General features: G+C 73.0%; 8 protein-coding genes. 1 reads left to right on the top strand and 7 read right to left on the bottom strand.

Annotated features, from left to right (window positions below; all coding sequences use genetic code 11):
* Positions 1 to 5 precede the first annotated feature (5 nt).
* The 6 genes from ACIBNA_RS00755 to ACIBNA_RS00730 form a co-directional block, all read right to left on the bottom strand.
* Entirely contained in the window at positions 6 to 1,778 is a 1,773-nt protein-coding gene (locus ACIBNA_RS00755; protein ID WP_399163121.1) for a serine/threonine-protein kinase, read from the bottom strand.
* Positions 1,779 to 1,839: 61 nt separating this feature from the next.
* Positions 1,840 to 3,483 carry a serine/threonine-protein kinase gene (locus ACIBNA_RS00750; RefSeq protein WP_399163120.1) on the bottom strand — a complete coding sequence of 548 codons (1,644 nt, stop codon included), beginning with the start codon at positions 3,481 to 3,483 and terminating at the stop codon, positions 1,840 to 1,842.
* Positions 3,484 to 3,611: 128 nt separating this feature from the next.
* Entirely contained in the window at positions 3,612 to 4,820 is a 1,209-nt protein-coding gene (locus ACIBNA_RS00745) for a serine/threonine-protein kinase (RefSeq protein WP_399163119.1), read from the bottom strand.
* Between the two features lie 91 nt (positions 4,821 to 4,911).
* Positions 4,912 to 6,696 (bottom strand): serine/threonine-protein kinase, encoded by a 1,785-nt coding sequence (locus ACIBNA_RS00740; protein ID WP_399163478.1) that lies wholly within the window; start codon positions 6,694 to 6,696, stop codon positions 4,912 to 4,914.
* A gap of 167 nt (positions 6,697 to 6,863) precedes the next feature.
* Positions 6,864 to 9,359: a protein kinase gene (locus tag ACIBNA_RS00735; RefSeq protein ID WP_399163118.1), complete on the bottom strand. Its 2,496-nt coding sequence runs from the start codon at positions 9,357 to 9,359 to the stop codon at positions 6,864 to 6,866.
* A gap of 153 nt (positions 9,360 to 9,512) precedes the next feature.
* Positions 9,513 to 11,543 carry a serine/threonine-protein kinase gene (locus ACIBNA_RS00730; protein WP_399163117.1) on the bottom strand — a complete coding sequence of 677 codons (2,031 nt, stop codon included), beginning with the start codon at positions 11,541 to 11,543 and terminating at the stop codon, positions 9,513 to 9,515.
* Positions 11,544 to 11,733: 190 nt separating this feature from the next.
* On the opposite strand from ACIBNA_RS00730, the gene ACIBNA_RS00725 reads away from it, so the two are divergent.
* Positions 11,734 to 12,777, top strand: coding sequence for a serine hydrolase domain-containing protein (locus ACIBNA_RS00725; RefSeq protein WP_399163116.1), 1,044 nt, complete (start codon positions 11,734 to 11,736; stop codon positions 12,775 to 12,777).
* A gap of 87 nt (positions 12,778 to 12,864) precedes the next feature.
* On the opposite strand, the gene ACIBNA_RS00720 is transcribed toward ACIBNA_RS00725, so the two are convergent.
* The gene (locus ACIBNA_RS00720) at positions 12,865 to 14,571 is read right to left on the bottom strand and encodes a glycerol-3-phosphate dehydrogenase/oxidase (RefSeq protein WP_399163115.1); all 1,707 of its coding nucleotides are present in this window, start codon (positions 14,569 to 14,571) and stop codon (positions 12,865 to 12,867) included.
* Positions 14,572 to 14,623 lie beyond the last annotated feature (52 nt).

Genomic DNA, 14,623 nt, shown 5'->3' with positions numbered 1-14,623 from the left:
GTGATTCAGCCTTTTACGATCCCGAGCCGGTCCCGGGCGCCCTTGAACACCGAGGTGCCCTCCTTCTCCTCGGGCGTGCCCTTGGGCATGTCGACGCGCAGTTCGTACATGCGGTCGTCGTCGGTGCGGATCATCACCTGCATGACCCGCCTGGGGTCCTCGTCCAGGTTGTAGGTGGTGTCGGCGAGGGCGGCCTCGTAGCCCTGGACGCTGGTGCGGGTGTACTGCGTGTGCGCGTCCTCTTCGTCGCCGCCCCAGACGACCTGCGCCTTCCTGGCCTGGTCCATCGGGGAGCCCGGCGCCTTGTCCCAGAGGAGGAGGCGGACCTGGATCGAGCCGCCCCGCTCGCTGCCGTAGAGCGCCATGCGGGGCTGGTCGGTCGCGCTGCCGACCTTGTCGAGTTCGCGGTAGTCGCTCGGGAGGCGGAGTACGGCCGCCATGTCCTGCTCGCGGTGGGGGGTCCAGGAGTCGTCGGGGCTCGGGGCGGGGGTGCTGGGGGCCGGGGTTGCGCGGGAGGCCTCTTCGGTGGTGTCGCCGCTGTTGGGGTCCTTGTCGTCGGCGCCGCCGAGGTGGGTGGCGGCGCCTATGCCGCCGACGAGCAGCGCGCTCATCAGGGCGAGGGAGCCGGGGCGGAGAAGGCTGTGGCGCTTCGGTGGGACGGGGTCGTTCCGCGTCACGGGTCGGGGGCGGGGACGCTCCGGCGGTGAGTTCAGCGTCACGGGTCCGGGGCGGGGGCCCTCCGCCGGTGCGGCCGTGGCGTCTGCGAGCCGGAGCGTGCCGGCGTCCTCTTCCGCGGTCTCCCGTATGCCCGCGGCTTCCTGGGTCTCCTGCGGTATCTCCTCCGCCGCCGGCCACTGCCCGGCCGCCGCCTCCAGCGCCTTCGCGACCTCCTCGGCGTCCGGCCGCTGTTCGGGGTCCTGCACCAGCAGTCGCGCGATCAGCGGCCCGAGGGGGCCGGCCTGCTTCGGTTCGGGCGGCTCGGCGGCGAGGATCGCGGCGAGCGTGGCCTGAGGCGTGGTCCGGCGGAACGGGGACGCCCCCTCTACGGCGGCGTACAGCAGGACGCCCAGGGACCACAGGTCGCAGGCGGGCCCGGCGATGCGGCCGGACATCCGCTCGGGGGCGACGAACTCCAGCGAGCCGACGAACTCGCCGTCGGCCGTGAGCGACTCCTCGCCCTGCACATGCGCGATGCCGAAGTCGGTGAGGACGACGCGCTGGTGCGGGCCGAGCAGCACATTGGCCGGTTTCACGTCCCGGTGCACGATGCCGACGGAGTGCGCGGCGCGCAGGGCACCGAGGACGGCGACGCCGATCCGGGCGGCTTCACGCGCGTCGACCGGGCCGCGCCGGAGCACCTCGTGCAGGGACTCGCCCTGGACCAACTCCATGACGATCCAGGGGAGCCCGTCGAGCGCCGCGTCGACCGCGTTCAGCCCGTCGCGTCCGACCGGCCGGTGGCGATCGATCCGCCCGTCGCGCGTGTCCGGCTGCTGCTCCGGCTCGACGACCACGTCGTGGATGGTGACGGCGGCGGGGTGGTCGACGCGGGCGGCGGCGCGGGCCTCGCGGTAGAGCCGGTGGGCCGCACGCCGGTGGCTCTCGTCCTCCGGGTCGCCCGGCAACCGGGGCTGCTTGACGGCGACTTCACGCTGCACGAGCTCGTCGTAGGCTCGCCAGACGGTGCCCATTCCGCCGGAGCCGATGCGCTCGATCAGCCGGTACCGCCCACCGACCGACCGGCCCTGGGCGACCGTACCGCCCCCGTCGTTGCTCATGCCCCATCAGTACCCCGCGGGGCGGCCGCTTGTCGACGCGAGGCAGTGGCCGCACACCGGTTCACGTCCCGTCGATGTCCAGGTTCGTGATCGCCGTGTCGGCCACCTCACGACCGCGCTCCGTGAAGTCGCCCTTGCCCGGGTAGCTGACGGTGAGCTTGTACATGTCGCCGCCGGAGGCCTTGTAGTAGAAGATCCTGAGCTCGCGGGGACGGGGGTCGTCGCTGTCGTCCGTGTCGTAGGTGACGGTGTTCTCGGCGGCCTTCTTGCCCCTGTAGGTGGTCACCTTGGGGTCCGTCTTCGGGTTCTCCGGCATGTCCAGGCGGTAGCTGCCGCTGTCCTTGAACCCACTGTCGTCGTCGTACATCTCGGCGGCCGCGGAACCGGCGATGGTGTTGCCGGTGTCCTCCGCCTTCTTGTCGAGGGTCAGCCCGATCCAGATGCTGCCGCTCCAGTCGGTGTACGTGACCAGGTGCCCCTGGTCCGACTCCCGGTCGGGCACGGTCCGCTGGTAGTCGCCTGGGACGGCCAGCGATGCGGCGAGGCCCTTCTCCTGGCGGGTCTTCCACCCCTCGGGCAGCGGCCCGGCGAACGGGTTCGCGAGCACCAGGTACGCCGTCACCGCCGCCGCGACGACCGCCGCACCAAGCCCTGTCCACGCCTTGCGGCCGAGCCGGAGTCTTCGGCCCGCACCGCCCGCGACCTGGACGATCCGCGTGGGCTGGACGGCCTGAGGGCTCGCGGCGGCCTCCAGCAGGGCCCGCACCCGGGCGGCGTTCGGGCGGCGGGCCGGATCCTTGTGCAGCAGGCCCGTGATGGCCTCGGCGAGCGGGCCCTGGGCGGAGGCGGGCGGCGCGGGCGTGGCGTTGAGGACGGACTGGAGTGTGGCGGGGGTGTTGCTGCGGCGGAACGGCGAGACGCCCTCCGTCGCCGCGTACAGCACCACGCCCAGGGACCACAGGTCGCTGGCCGGACCCGGGCGCTGGCCCAGCACCCGCTCGGGCGCGATGTACTCGGGCGAGCCGACGAAGCCGCCGGTGTCGGTCAGATTGGTCTCGCCCTCGATCTGCGCGATGCCGAAGTCGGTGAGGACGACCCGGTCGTACCGGCCCAGCAGCACGTTGTCCGGTTTCACGTCCCGGTGCAGGATGCCCGCCGCGTGCGCGGCCTCCAGCGCCCCGAGCATCTCCAGGCCGATCCGGGCCGCCTCGCGCGCGGACAGGGTGCCCTCCTGGAGGGCGTCGCCCAGCGAACGCCCCCGCACGAGCTCCATCACGATCCACGGCTGTCCCTCCACGACCGCGACGTCGTGGACGCCGACCACCGCCGGGTGGTCGAGCCGGGCCGCGGCACGTGCCTCGCGGCGCATTCGCTCGAAGGCGTTGACACGTTCGCGTTCGGGAAGATGCTCCGGGACGCGGGGCTCCTTGACGGCGACCTCCCGGTCCACCGTCTCGTCCTTGGCGCGCCACACCGTTCCCATGCCGCCGTGCCCGAGCTTGGCGATCAGCCGGTAACGCCCTGCGATGAGCCGCCCGGCACCGGGCTCCTGGACCGCCGCCGCCGACTGGGGCGGCACGACCTGGGTAGGCGTCGCGTACGGGTTGCCCGGTACCGGCACCGGCTGTTGCGGCGGGTTGGGTGGTTGCAGAGCGAAACTCGTTGGCTCGTCGGCCCCGGATCGGGCTCCCCCGTTGTTGCTCATGGGTTCATCCATATCGCGCCAAGCGCTTGCGCATCCAGCACGGACGCGTCCCGGTCACAGACCCGTGACGCGGTTCGGGGCTTATCTCCTCTTCATGCCGGTACGGGGCTCATCGGCCGCACGCCGTGTCAGGGCGAGGGCGAGGTGGCGGCGGTGGTGGCGCTGGTGGCTGCGGGAGTGCTCGGAGCGCGCGTGCCGGTGGAGGACGGGCCGGCCGAAGGCGTCCTCGGCGCCGAACTCTTCGGCGTACGCCCGCCGTCCCCGCCGCCCTCGTCCATGAGCAGCGCCGCCGCCGACACACCCGCCCCGGCCATCGCGGCGACCAGCAGCGCGGCCACGAGCACCCGGCGCGTGGGCTGCCGGATCAACTGCTCGTGCTCCTGATCCGGTCCGGGCATGGCCAACGGCGGCACCGGCGGTTGCCGGTCGGCGTCGCCCTGCGGCCGGCCGTGTGAGGCATCCCGCACCGGCGGCGTGTACCCGGGCGGCGGCGCCTGCGGCGTCCTGCCCGTCTCGCGGAACGCCCGCAGCATCCGCTCCGCCCGGTCCGCGTCCAGCCGCCGGTCCGGATCGCGTTCCAGCAGTCCCTGTACGACGGGCAGGAGCGGCCCGGCCTGCGCGGGCGGGCATATGTCGCCAACGACGACCGCGTGCAGGACGCCGCCCAGCGAGTCGCGGTGGAACGGCGACTCTCCGCTGAGGGCCGCGCACAGCAGCGCGCCCAGCGACCACAGGTCGGACTCGGGGCCGGTCCTGACTCCGGACATCCGCTCGGGCGCGGTGTACTCGGGCGAGCCGACGAAGGAACCGTTCTCGGTGAGCGTGGGGGCGCCCGCGACCTGCGCGATGCCGAAGTCGGTGAGGACGACCCGGTCGGTACCGGCCTCCAGCAGTACGTTGTCGGGCTTGAGGTCGCGGTGCAGCACCCCGGCCGCGTGCGCGGCGCGCAGCGCGCCGAGCAGGGCGATGCCGATCCGCGCGGCCTCGTCGGCGTCGACCGGACCAAGGGTTGCGAGCCGGTCGGCGAGCGAGCCGCCCTCGATCAACTCCATGACGATGTAAGGGCGTTCGTCGTCCTCGACCACGTCGTGGACGACGATGATGTGCGGGTGGCTCAGCTGGGCGACGGCCCGCGCCTCGCGCAGCGTACGGTCCCGCTGCCGGCGCGCTTCGGCCGCGGAGAGCGACTCGTCGAAGGGGAGTTCCTTGACGGCCACGCCCCGGCCGAGCAGCTGGTCGGTCGCCCGCCAGACCACGCCCATGCCACCGCGTCCGAGCCTCGCCTCGAGCCGGTAACGGCCCGCGATGACACGCATGTTGTGCCCCTCGGTCCCCATGCGGCAATCATGCCCCACCGGAGGGACGGGCTCCGGGGCAGCGGCCTGCGGGTGGCCGAAACACATGGCCCTGTGTCAGGGGCCTGCCACGTCAGGGTGTCTTCTCCTGCCAGCCCTGCAACAGCGACGTGAACTGCTTGCGCGCCTTCGCCCAGTCCTGCGCGGGCGCCGACATGTAGAGCGCGTACTCGGTGCCGTCGCGGGCGACGTACGTCTCCTCGATGGCCCTGCGCGGACCGGGGAACTTGGTGTCCTTCGCCTGCGCGGTCCAGGTGTACTCCCACAGCGCGCCGCCCCGGTCACGGTAGACGTTGCGCTCCAGCTTCAGCCGCTTGTAGTCGACCAGATCCTGCAACTGCTGCTCCAGGTCGAGCTGGTGGGCGTAGGGGTCGGCGAAGTCCGGGGAGGTGTCGACGGCGATCCGGACGAAGTGCCGGCCGCCGTCGGGCGTGTAGTCGATCTGCTTGAGCTCGCCCTGCGGGCCGAAGGTCTTGCGCTTCCAGCCCTTGGGCAGGTAGAGGCTGAAACCCGCGGGGTCGTCGCGGCGGGTCCAGCCTGCGGGAACCGAACCCCCGGGCTGCTCCACTGCCGTGGGACCGACCGAGCCGGAGGCGCCCGGCGTCTGCCGGCTCTCGTTCCACTGCTGGAGCACCACCGCGGTGCCTCCGCCGATGATGGCCGCGAGCGCGACCACGAGGGCGAGGGTCCGAAGCCGGCGGCGTCGGCCCGAACCGGTCGGTTGCGGACCCGTCGTCATCGGGCCGACCGTGGTGGGACCGGTCGTCCCACGCCCGGTGGCAAAGGCCCCGGCTGCGGGAGTCCCGGCCTGGGCGGCACCGGCCGTCGGCGTCCCGGCCAATGGCGTCCCGGCCAGCGGCGGGAGCGGAGTCCGGGCGTGCGATCCCGAGCCGGTACCGGCCGTGCCCGTGCCGGACGTACCCGTGCCGGACGGGTTCGTGCCGGACGGGTTCGTGCCGGACGCGCCCGTGCCGCTGTGCACGTCCCGGTACGGCGACGACCCCCCGTACTGCGTCGGCACATACGCCTGCGCCCCGCTCGGCCGCCGTCCCTCCGCCGCCTCTGCGAGCATCTGTTCGACCGCGGCGAGTCCGGGCCGGGTGGCCGGATCCTTGCGCAGCAGGGCGGTGATGACGGGCGTGAGCGGACCCGCGTGCTGAAGCTCGGCGGCCTCCTCCTCGACCACGGCCTGCATGGTGGTCAGGGGTGTGGTGCGGCGGAACGGCGACCGGCCCTCCACCGCCGTGTAGAGCGTCGCGCCGAGCGCCCACAGGTCGGAGGACGGGCCGGGGTCGTGGCCGCGCACACGCTCGGGCGCCAGGTAGTCGACCGAGCCGACGACCTCTCCGGTGCGCGTGATGGTCGTGTCGCCCTCGATCTGCGCGATTCCGAAGTCGGTGAGCAGGACACGTCCGTCCCGGGCGAGGAGGACGTTGCCCGGCTTGACGTCGCGGTGCAGGACGCCGGCGGTGTGCGCGGCACGCAGGGCCCGCGACACCCACATGCCGATGCGCGCCGCCTCGCGCGGCTCGACGCGTCCCTCCTCCTTGACCGCGTCGGCCAGGGAGCGGCCCTCGACCAGCTCCATCACGATCCACGGGCGGCCGTCGTGCTCCAGCACGTCGTGCACCGTGACGACCGCGGAGTGATTGATCCGCGCGGCGGCCCTGGCCTCGGCCCGGGTGCGCGCCAGCAGGATGGCCTGCTCGCTCTCGGAGACGTAGAGGGCAGCCGTCAGCTCCTTGATGGCGACGGACCGGTGCAGCACCTCGTCATGTGCGCGCCATACCCGGCCCATACCGCCACTGCCGATGGAGTCGGCGAGCCGGTAGCGGCCCGCGACGAGCAGGCCCTGCATCTGATTCACGTTGCCCCGCAATGTTCTTGACAGGGTCAGCGTAAGGACCCGCCCTCCCCCAGGGAACAAGCGGGGTACCACGGTGACCGCACTGTGACGGTTGCAGCCGACTGGGACAGGAGGGAACCACGAGGTGAACGCCAGTGCACGGCAGTCGGGTCAGGAGATCATTTCGTCGCCCGGTACGTCGCCGCCGCCTGCTCGTACAGCCGCGTCACCTCGTCCCGTTCGGACTCCGGGCCGCGTACCTGGACCACGTGGTACCGCCCGTCGACCAGCATCGCGAGGTTGCGCACATACAGCTCGCCGCCGTCGTCGCCGGTCCAGGTGAACTGCCCCTCGGCCATGGTCCGCCCGCCCACCTCGATCGTCTTCAGTCCCGTGGAGGTGGCCCAGCTCGAGTCGCGGTACGGCTGCAACTCGCGCTCCTCCTCCCGCTGGTATGCCATCGGATCGCTGCCGTACTCCGACGCGCTGTCCCGGCCCGGCACGACGATGAGCTCGAAGTCGCCCTTGGCGTAGACGACCTGGCCGCTGCCGCCCCGCGCCGTGCGGTCCCAGCCCTCGGCGACGGCGACCTGGAAGCCCGCCGAGTCCTTGCGCAGGGTGAAGCCGTCGGCGACCTCGGGGCCGGTGGTCTGCGCCTGAGTGGAACCGGCCGACGTCGACGGACTCTTCTCCGGCTCGGGCGACGTCTGCTCGGGCCGGGGCTCGCCGCTGGCGTCCGGCTCGGGCGCCTGGCTGACCTCACCGGCGGCACCGGTACGGTCCGTGCCCTCCGCGCCGTCGGTCCCCGACTTGGGCATGAAGAGCATGGCGTAGGCGACCGCCGCGGCCATCGCGAGCAGGACGAGCAGGAGCAGCGTGCGGCCGAGACGGTGCGGCGACCGCGACTCCTTCTTGGCCCGCTTGTGCCGCCCGTGGTGCGCGGGCAGCCCGGCCCGCCGCCTGCGTACGAGCTCGCCCCGGCGCCGTACGACGGGCAGCCGGCTCGCGTCGACGGGCGGGGCCGCGACGACGTGCACACCGGCCTCCGGCTCGGGCGCCGAGCGCACGAGTGAGCGCAGCCAGCCGCGCAGTTCCTCGAAGTCGAGGCGCTCGGTCGGGTCCTGGCGCAGCAGCGACTCGACCACCGGCCTGAGCGGCCCGCACTCCTCGGCGTACGCGGGCGGTTCGGCGCACACCATCTGCACCAGCTCCGCCGTCGACTCCTCCGGGTAGGGCGCATGCCCCTGTACGGCCCGGAAGAGCAGGGCGCCGAGCGCCCACAGGTCGGTGGCCGGACCGATCGGCGCGGCCAACTGCCAGTTCTCGTGCACGGGTCCGGCCTGCTCCGGTGCCCAGCGCTCCGTCACGGGTCCCACCACGGCCATCCGCGCCTGCCGCGCCCGCTCGGCGGCCAGCGCCGTGGCCGGGCCACGCCGGGGTGCGGGGGTGTGGGCGACCAGGTCGTCCCACCGGGTGGGCTCGCTGTGGGCAGCGGGGTCCGGGGCCGGGGGGAGAGCCGTCTGCTCGTGTCCCTGCGCCGAGGGCGCGCCGCCGGTTCCACCGCGGGGTGTGGCGCCGTGCCAGGCGGTCGTGCGGGGGCCGCCGCCCATGCCGTAGGGGTCGGCTATCCGCCCTGGCGGGGCCGCACCGGGCCCCGTGCTCTGCCCGGGGACGTACGGCGAGCTGTGCGGCCCGGGCCCGCCGTCCGGGGCGGGCCGGGCGCCGGGCAGTGCCGCCCGGCCGTTCTGCTGCGTCTCCTGGACCCGGGCGGCGGCCCGGGCCCCCGCCCGGTAGGCCGCGATCGCCCCGGCTCGCGCCGCCCGCGGGTCCTCGCTGTCCTCCACGCTCCTGCGGGCGGGTACGGCCGAACCCCCGCTCCCCGTGTCGACTCCGGCCGTCGGCAGCCCGCGGGACTCCCGAGCCTCTATGGCGGCCCGCCGCGCGGCCTCGGGATCAGTCGCGCCACCGACGCCTCCTGGGCCGCCGGCACCACCCGGACCACCGCCGCCATCGACCGGCCCGGAACCGCCGGTCTCCTGGCCGGGCTCGTCGAAGGCCGGAGCCGGAACGGGGTCGTACCCGCACAGCGCCTCCTCCGCCGCACCCACCGCCAGCCCGGTCAGCATCACCCGGCCGTCGTCGCAGACGAGGACCGTGCGCGCGGTGACGTTCCGGTGCACCCAGCCGTGCGCGTGCAGCACGCGCAGCGCCATGAGGACGTCGGAGGCCACCTCGGCCGCCCGGTACGGCGTCAGCGGCTTCTCGGCGAGCAGCGCCGCCAGCGGACGCGCGGACACCAGCTCGCTGACGATCCACAGCGAACCGCCCTCGGCGAACACGTCGAAGACCTGGTCGAGTCGGGGGTGGTCGGGAATGGCCGCCGCGGCCTGCGCGGCCTCGACCGCCCGCCGTACCACCGGATCCGTGGGCCGCCGGGTACCCGGACGGGCGCCGGGCCTGCGCGCGCCGCCGTCACGTGCCGTGAAGCCGTCGGGCAGCCCCTCCGCGTCGAGGACCTCCGCCTCGACCACCTCCGGCAACGGCACCTGCCTGACCAGGACTTCCTGGCCGCTGTAGGTGTCGAAAGCCCGGGACTCGGTGAGTTCGTACTCGTCGGACGGCGGCAGCGGCAGGCGGTAGCGGTCGGCGAGCACCCGTCCCGCATAGTCGTCCACGTTGCCTCCCCCGGCAGCCTGGTCGGTCACATCCGTTCGCCCCACGGTCCGTTCCGGCTGCGTACGGTCCGCAAACATTCACGATACGTGCCGCAGACAACCCGCAATGTGGGGATGCCAGATCTCACTCCCCAAACCCGGGGCCGCTCATGCTCAGGACTTGGGTTCGAAGGTCTTCGTCAGTGTCCGCCAGGTCTGCTTGCGCAGCTCACCGTCCCAGTCGGCCGCCTTCGCCGTGTACATCAGCGCGTAGCCCTGCCGGTCGTCGACGACGAAACCGCGGTCGATGGTCCGGTACTTGGTGCCGCCGTCCATGTAGGTGAACTCCCAGTCGGCCGTGTTCCAGCTGCGGTAGTCCACCTGCTCTATTCGGATCTTCTTGTACTGCGCGCGCTGCATGTAGCGCTCCTGGCTCTTCCAGTCCGCCACCGGGTCGCCCTTGGGCGTGGACGTCCAGGCGATGAGCAGCTTCTGCCCGTCGGGCCCGGTGAACCGGTCGCCCGCGGCACCCGTGGACTGGTACTTCCACCCCTTCGGCAGTCCGATCGAGTACCCCTGACTGCCCTGGTGCGTCGACTCCGCGGCGGTGCCCTTGTCGCCGCCGGACGACCCGCTCGCCTGGTCGCCGGGCGTGCTGTTCGAGGCGGGCTTCGACGGCGCGGGCTGTGTCGCCGCGCCGTCGGTGCGCGTGCCGTCGCTCTCGTCGCCCTTGGTGTCGGCGCCGCTCGACGCGGTGGCGACGGTCTTGCCGCCGCTCTCGCCGGAGGCCCCCTTGGAGCCCTTGTCGTCTCCGCGGAGCGCGATGGCGAGCACGGTGCCGATCACGGCGAGCGCCACGACCACCGCGATGATCATCAGGGTCCGCCGCGGCACGACGTCGGTGAGCGGCGCCCTGGGCGGTGCGGGCCGCGGCGGCAGGTCCGGCGGCGTCATGACGGGCCACCCCGAACTCCGGCCTCCGGAGGCCGCCTTCGCCCCCTGCGCACCCCGCTCACCGGCCCCGGCCGCCGCCCTCGAGTCCGACGCCGAACCCGGCTTCGACACGGACGCACCCGCGTCCCCGGACCCGGCCTTCCCGCCCTCCGGCGCGGACGAGGCCGCAGCGCCCTCGGACTCGGTACTCCGGGCCGCGGCCGACGCCCCGGCCGTTCCCGCAGCGCCCTTGCGCACGGAACGCAGCGCCCCGCGCAACCGCTCCCCGGCTTCCTCGCCCCGCTTGCTCCCGGAACCCGCGGAACTCCCCTTGCGCGAGGACTTGTCCGGCTGCGCCGGCAGCGGCACGACCTTCGTCGCGTCCAGGGGCTCCGGCTCGGCCTTCTCGGGGGCGTGGATGACCGCGGTCAGCATCGCCCGGGCGCCCGCGTCGTCGAGCCGCTTGGCGGGATCCTTGGTGAGCAGTCCGTGGATGACGTCCTTCAGCGGGCCGGCGTTCTTCGGCTCCTCCAACGGCTCGGTCATCACGGCCGTGAGGGTCGCTATGGCCGATCCCTTGTCGTACGGCGGCGCGCCCTCCACCGCCGCGTACAGCAGCCCACCGAGCGACCACAGGTCGGCCGCCGGGCCCGGCTTGTGCCCGCGCGCCCGCTCCGGGGAGATGTAGGAGGGCGCGCCGACGAGCATGCCGGTCGAGGTGATGGACGGGTCACCCTCGACCTGGGCGATCCCGAAGTCCGTGAGCACGACCCGGCCGTCCTCGGCGATCAGCACGTTCGACGGCTTCACGTCGCGGTGCAGGATGCCCTCGCGGTGCGCGGACCGCAGCACGTCGAGGATCGCGAGCCCGACCTCCGCCGCACGCCTGGGCTCCAGCAGGCCGTCCTCCCGGATGACCTCGGCGAGCGACTTGCCCTCGACGAGCTCCATCACGATCCAGGGCCGGTCGTCCTCCTGGACCACGTCGAAGACCGTCACGGCGCTGTTGTTGCGGATCCGCGCGATCGCCTTGGCCTCGCGCAGCGTCCGCGTGATCAGCCGCCGCTTCTCCTCCTCGTCGATGTTCGACGGGAACCGCAGCTCCTTGACGGCGACCGTCCGCCCGAGGGTCTCGTCCTCGGCCCGCCACACCGTGCCCATGCCCCCGCGGCCGAGCACCTTGCCCAGCCGATAACGCCCCGCGAGGAGACGCTCCCTGTTGTCCTGACGAGTGTCCTGACGAGATGTGCCCGCCCGCTCCGCCTCCGACATGCGTCCCCTCATACAACCCGCCCTGACCGAGCCTCCATTGTCTCTCACCCGACAAGTGCCCGGCGCCCAGGGGCCCCCTGGCCAAACGCCCCCAGGGGCCGCCCACCCGGAACCCGGGTGCGGCACACCGGGCGCCGCCTTGCATGATGGGCCCCCGACGCCCCGACGCCCCGACGAGGGAGGAGCCCGCGTGCCGCCCTTTCGGGCCTTGCTGGCCCTGCCTGTGTCCGTCGCCCTCCTCGGCCTGCCTCCTTCCGACTCGTCGGCTCTGTCCGTTCCGCCCACGAACGCGGTGCTCCCGCTGCTGGTGACCCAGGGCAGAGCACCCGCCGCGGCCTTGCTGGCGCAGGAGGGAACGACCATCCGCTACGCCCATGCCGGGCATGGAATCGCCCGGTCGGACCACTTCCGCGCCGGCAGCGTCACGAAGACGTTCATCGCGACGGTCGTGCTGCAACTGGCCGCCGAGCACCGGCTGTCGCTGTCCGACACCGTGGAGCAGCACCTGCCGGGCCTGGTGCGGGGAGCGGGCAACGACGGCCGCGCGCTGACCCTGCGTGCCCTGCTCACCCACACGAGCGGCCTGTACGACTACACCGCGGCCACCGGCGGAACCGCACCCGTCACACCCCGTCAGGCCGTACGCATCGCACTCACTCACCCCCCGGCCGAACGCGGCCGCTTCTCCTACTCGAACACCAACTACGTCCTGCTCGGCCTGGTCGTCCAGCAGGTCACCGGCCACTCGTACGCCACCGAGGCCGAGCACCGCATCATCACTCCCCTGGATCTGACGGGCACCTCCTTCCCCGGATCCCGATCCTCGCTGCCCTCTCCGCACGGCCGCGCCTACGCCGCCGACGGAACCGACGTCACCGACCTCGACCCGCGGGTGGCCGGCGCCGCGGGCGAGTTGGTGACCACGCTCGCCGATCTGGACCGCTTCTACTCGGCCCTGCTCGGCGGGCGGCTGCTGCCCTCGCGCTGGCTGCGCGAGATGCTCGACACCCGTGCCGCACACGGCGCGTACGGCATGGGGCTGTTCCCAGAGAAACTTCCGTGCGGCACCACGGTGTGGGGGCACAACGGACACATATCCGGCAGCTACGTGCGCAGCGCGGCCACCGTCGACGGCCGGCGTGTCCTCACCTTCCGCGTGAACACGGACGCGATCGCAGATCCCGGTCTCGAACCCGCGGTGCTCACGGCCGAGTTCTGCCCCCGCACCCCGTAGAACGGACGGGCTCCGAACAGGGATCCCCGCTCACGACACTCGTTCGAGTGATGTCGGCAGCCTCGCTCCGTCCGCGGGAGCAGCCGCCTACAGCGGCACGATGTCCGGCGCCCCCAGCCGCGCCGCGTCCGCCGTCAGGTCGTCCGGCTGGCGCTGCGACTCCCGCTCCGCCTCCACCCGCTTCTCGTAGTGCTGGACCTCGCGCTCGATCTGGTCCTTGTCCCAGCCGAGGACCGGCGCCATCAGCTCGGCGGCGTCGCGAGCGCTTCGTGTGCCCCGGTCGAAGGTCTCGATGGAGATGCGCGTACGCCGGGTCAGCACGTCGTCCAGATGCCGCGCCCCCTCGTGCGAGGCCGCGTACACGATCTCGGCGCGCAGATAGTCGTCGGCCGCCGGCAGGGGCTCACCCAGCGACGGGTCCTCGGCGATGAGCGCGAGGAGTTCCTCGGCCATCGTCCCGTACCGGTTCAGCAGGTGCTCCACCCGCACCACATGCAGTCCGGTCCGCGCCGCGATCCGCGCCCGCGCGTTCCACAGCGCCCGGTAGCCCTCCGCGCCCAGCAGCGGCACGTCCTCGGTGACGCACTCGGCGACGCGCATGTCGAGCCCGTGCACCGCCGCGTCCACCGCGTCCTTGGCCATGACCCGGTAGGTGGTGTACTTGCCGCCCGCCACGACGACGAGCCCGGGCACGGGATGCGCGACGGTGTGCTCGCGCGACAGCTTGCTGGTGGCGGCCGACTCGCCCGCGAGGAGCGGCCGCAGGCCCGCGTACACGCCCTGGACGTCGTCCCTCGTGAGCGGCACCGCGAGCACCGAGTTCACATGGTCCAGCAGGTAGTCGATGTCCGCGCTGGACGCGGCCGGGTGGGCCTTGTCGAGGTCCCAGTCGGTGTCCGTGGTCCCGACGATCCAGTGCCGGCCCCAGGGGATGACGAACAGCACGGACTTCTCCGTGCGCAGGATCAGCCCCGTCGTGGAGTGGATCCGGTCGCGCGGTACGACCAGGTGGATGCCCTTGGACGCCCGTACGTGGAACTGGCCGCGCTCCCCGACCATCGCCTGGGTGTCGTCCGTCCACACGCCGGTCGCGTTGACGACCTGCTTGGCCCGGATCTCGTACTCGCCGCCCGCCTCGACATCCTGCACCTTCGCGCCGACGACCCGCTCGCCCTCACGCAGGAAGCCCGTCACACGGGCGCGGTTGGCGGCCTTCGCGCCGTACGCCACCGCCGTGCGCACCAGGGTCGCCACGTACCGGGCGTCGTCCATCTGGGCGTCGTAGTACTGAAGCGCCCCGACCAGCGCGTCCTTCTTCAAGCAGGGCGCCACGCGCAGGGCGTGAGAGCGGGTCAGGTGACGGTGCATGGGCAGGCCCCGGCCATGACCTCGGGCCATGGACATGGCGTCGTACATCGCGACGCCCGACCCGGCGTACAGGCGCTCCCAGCCCTTGTGCTGCAAGGGGTACAGAAACGGCACGGGTTTCACGAGGTGCGGCGCGAGCCGCTCCAGCAGCAGGCCGCGTTCCTTCAGGGCCTCCCGTACGAGCGTGAAGTCGAGCATCTCCAGATAGCGCAGGCCGCCGTGGATCAGCTTGCTGGACCGGCTGGAGGTGCCCGACGCCCAGTCACGCGCCTCCACCAGGCCCGTGGACAGGCCCCTGGTCGCGGCGTCGAGGGCGGTGCCCGCACCGACCACGCCTGCGCCCACCACCAGCACGTCCAGCTCGCGCTCGGCCATAGATGCGAGTGACTCGGCGCGTTGCGCCGGCCCGAGTGTCGCTGTCCTCACCGCTGCCTCCCGCTCATCGGTCGCGCCGGCCGCACCCTTCGGGTGAGACCCC

The sequence above is a fragment of the Streptomyces sp. NPDC050164 genome (genome assembly GCF_044459945.1).
In the GTDB taxonomy this organism is placed as follows: Bacteria; Actinomycetota; Actinomycetes; order Streptomycetales; family Streptomycetaceae; genus Streptomyces; species Streptomyces coeruleorubidus_A.
This window is presented reverse-complemented; position numbering and strand designations above follow the sequence as displayed.

What these genes read in the sequence shown, in the direction of transcription:
- ACIBNA_RS00740 (WP_399163478.1), bottom strand. Translation starts at nt 6,696, where the DNA reads ATGCAGGGCCTGCTCGTCGCGGGCCGCTACCGGCTCGCCGACTCCATC.
- ACIBNA_RS00730 (WP_399163117.1), bottom strand. Translation starts at nt 11,543, where the DNA reads ATGTCGGAGGCGGAGCGGGCGGGCACATCTCGTCAGGACACTCGTCAG.
- ACIBNA_RS00750 (WP_399163120.1), bottom strand. Translation starts at nt 3,483, where the DNA reads ATGAGCAACAACGGGGGAGCCCGATCCGGGGCCGACGAGCCAACGAGT.
- ACIBNA_RS00745 (WP_399163119.1), bottom strand. Translation starts at nt 4,820, where the DNA reads ATGGGGACCGAGGGGCACAACATGCGTGTCATCGCGGGCCGTTACCGG.
- ACIBNA_RS00755 (WP_399163121.1), bottom strand. Translation starts at nt 1,778, where the DNA reads ATGAGCAACGACGGGGGCGGTACGGTCGCCCAGGGCCGGTCGGTCGGT.